Raw genomic sequence first — 2,910 nt, forward strand, 5'->3', positions numbered from 1 at the left:
GAGGGCCGTGGCACGTGTAGTGCCACGGCCCTCGGTTCCAGCATGTCGGTCCGCGTCGGCTCCGGGGCTGCCGGCGCGGACCGACCGTGGCTAGTGAGCCATCACCGGGGCCAGTTCCTCGTCGCCCTCGGCCACCGTCTGGCCACCCAGCTTCCCGGCGTTGATCAGGGTAAAGGCCACCACTGAGGAGAGCGCGACGATGGCCGTCGCCCACCAGATCGCCGTCGAGTAACCGTGTACCTGGCCCTGGATCTGGACCAGCTCTGGCGAGGACGCGCCGGCGACGTTCGATGCGATGTACGTCGTCGCCGCGCTGGCCGCGATCGTGTTCAGCAAGGCTGTGCCGATCGCCCCACCGATCTGCTGGGACGTGTTGATCATCGCGGAGGCGATACCCGCGTCGCGCGGCTCCACACCGTACGTCGACAAGCTCATGGCCGGCATGAAGGTGGTTCCCAGGCCGAGGCCGAGCAGGATCTGCGCAGGCAGGATCAGGCCGACGTACGAGCTGTCGACACCGAGCTGGGTGAGGATCAGCATGCCCACCGCAGCCACCAGAAGGCCCGGCCCCATCAGGTACCTCGGCTGAATCCGGACCATGAGCCGGGCGCCGATCTGGGTGGATCCGACCACCATGCCGGCCACCATCGGAAGGAACGCCACGCCAGTCCTGATCGGGCTGTAGCCCTTCACCAGCTGCAAGTAGTAGGTCAGGAACAGGAACAGACCGAACATGGCGATGATGGCCAGCCCCAGCGCGAGGTACGAGCCACCGCGGTTACGGTCGAGCACCACTCGCAGCGGCAGCAACGGCGCGACTGTCCGCCGCTCGACCGCTATGAAGGCAGCCAGCAGGACGGCGGTCACCACGAACATGGAGAGCGTGACACCGTCACCCCATCCTTCGGACTCCGCCCGGGTGAAGCCATACACCAGGGCGACGAGGCCGACCGTGCCGAGCAGCGTGCCCGGAATGTCGAGCGGCGAGCGGTTACGGGTGCCCTTGGGCTCGACGACGAAGGCCGTGGCCCCCACGAACGCGACGGCAGCGATCGGGATGTTGACGAAGAAGACCCAGCGCCAGTCCAGGTACTCGGTGAGCAGACCACCCAGTACGAGGCCGACGCCCGCGCCACCACCAGCGATAGCACCGAAGATACCGAACGCCTTGGCGCGTTCCTTTCCGTCGGTGAACATCACCGTCAGCAGCGACAGGGCCGCCGGCGCCAGGAGCGCGCCGAAGACACCTTGGAGCGCACGAGAGGCGAACATCATCCCCTCGTTGGCGGCAGCCCCGCCGATGGCGGATGCCGCCGCGAAGCCGACGAGACCGGTGAGGAACGTGTTCTTCCGGCCCCACATGTCGGCGACACGGCCGCCGAGGAGCAGGAGGCTGCCGAAGGCGAGCGCATACGCGGTGATGACCCATTGCCGGTTGCCGTCGGAGATCCCGAGGTCGGCCTGGGCGGACGGGAGAGCGATGTTCACGATGGTCGCGTCGAGGACGACCATCAGTTGGGCGATGGAGATGATCGCCAACGCCCGCCAACGCCGAGGATCTGGCTGCTGAGCCGCCTCATCCTGCGCAGGCTGGGATGTTTCGGACATGCGTTGGTCCACCAATCGACTCGAAATGGTTGAAATGGATGACTAGTAGGACAGAGAGAACTCAGGGCCGCGCGGTGACGACGCGCCCATAAGGGGAGAAATGCGGATTAGAGAAGAATGTTCGAGATCAGGTGTCGCGCCGCTCCAGCTCTTCCAAGGTGACAGGAACCCCGGGCAGCTCTGACCGGGCGGGGTTATGCAGGCCGTCGACGAAGAGTTGCAGGTGCCGACGGACATATCGTTCGGCGAGTTCACACCCGGCCGTTGTAGTGCCTGCGAGCGGCCGGGTCAGTTGGGTGACGGCCACCATGAGGTCGCCCATGGCGACGTCGACACGGAGCTGACCGGCACGCCGAGCACGGTCCATGAGCGCTTCGATGGCGCCCTCCGCCCGCCGACGAATCGCGCGGAACCGCGGATCGTTCTTGTCGAAGCCTTCAGCCACCACCGTGCACAGCGAGCCCGGCTGGTCATCGGCCGCGCGATAGACGAAGCCGCGCAGTGCCTCAAACGGGTCGCCTTCCTCCGCCTCGGCGAGAGCCGCCTCCGCGCTCTCGGCCATGCGCTCCATGGTGTGCAACGTCACATGGAGAAGGAGCTCTCGTCGGTTCTCGAAATGCCGGTAGACGGTGGCGTTCCCGACGCCGGCGCGATGAGCGATGGCGTCAAGAGGAACATCCGGACCGATCTCGACGAGGACCTGTCGGGCCGCCTCGATGATCCGCTCTCGGTTGCGGGAGGCGTCCGCCCGCATCGCTTGGCGGCCCTGCATCGTCATCGTGTCGTTCACGACGCTCCCCTCCTGACAAGTTGCGGGTGGATCCGGGCTTCACGATCCGGGGATTCCCTCCCCGTTTGAACGCGATGATGTTTTAAACGGGGAAGGAGTCCCCGCTATTTCAGATCAGATGTGTGACCTGCGTCACTTTTGCGAACCCTGCGCAGCGCCACCTCGGGTCCATACACCACGGCGTGGACCCTACGCCCCGGGTGTGACAGTGCGCCGGGTGTGACAGTGCGCCGGGTGTGACAGTGCGCCGGGCGTGACAGTGCGTAGGGCGTGACAGTGCGCCCGGGAGGGACGGTCGGGCGCGTAACGGATCCCTTACGCCCACGAAACGAGCCCTGCCATTCGCATGACCGAAGATCGGGATTGCCCAAAGCGGGCATTTCAGGTCCCTGGGGTCACCCCGGAACCGGGCTTTGACGCTGCCGTCGCCCTGTTGTTCCTCCGGCGCGGCCGCCTGGGCTGATCACACAACCACGGGAGGTCGCGTGGGTATAGCACCGGGAACACCGAGC

The 2,910-nt window shown here is 66.2% G+C and carries 2 protein-coding genes; both read right to left on the minus strand.

The features are described 5' to 3' along the window. Window positions 1-90: 90 nt before the first annotated feature. Entirely contained in the window at window positions 91-1,608 is a 1,518-nt protein-coding gene (locus ELR45_RS31655) for an MFS transporter (RefSeq protein WP_129669841.1), read from the minus strand. Between the two features lie 127 nt (window positions 1,609-1,735). After that, the gene (locus ELR45_RS31660) at window positions 1,736-2,386 is read right to left on the minus strand and encodes a TetR/AcrR family transcriptional regulator (protein ID WP_129669868.1); all 651 of its coding nucleotides are present in this window, start codon (window positions 2,384-2,386) and stop codon (window positions 1,736-1,738) included. Window positions 2,387-2,910 lie beyond the last annotated feature (524 nt).

Origin of the sequence: Phytoactinopolyspora endophytica (assembly GCF_004138495.1) — a bacterium.
GTDB lineage: Bacteria > Actinomycetota > Actinomycetes > Jiangellales > Jiangellaceae > Phytoactinopolyspora > Phytoactinopolyspora endophytica.

Excerpts from the sequence above, each read along its gene's own strand:
- ELR45_RS31660 (WP_129669868.1), bottom strand. The coding sequence starts at position 2,386 with ATGACGATGCAGGGCCGCCAAGCGATGCGGGCGGACGCCTCCCGCAAC.
- ELR45_RS31655 (WP_129669841.1), bottom strand. The coding sequence starts at position 1,608 with ATGTCCGAAACATCCCAGCCTGCGCAGGATGAGGCGGCTCAGCAGCCA.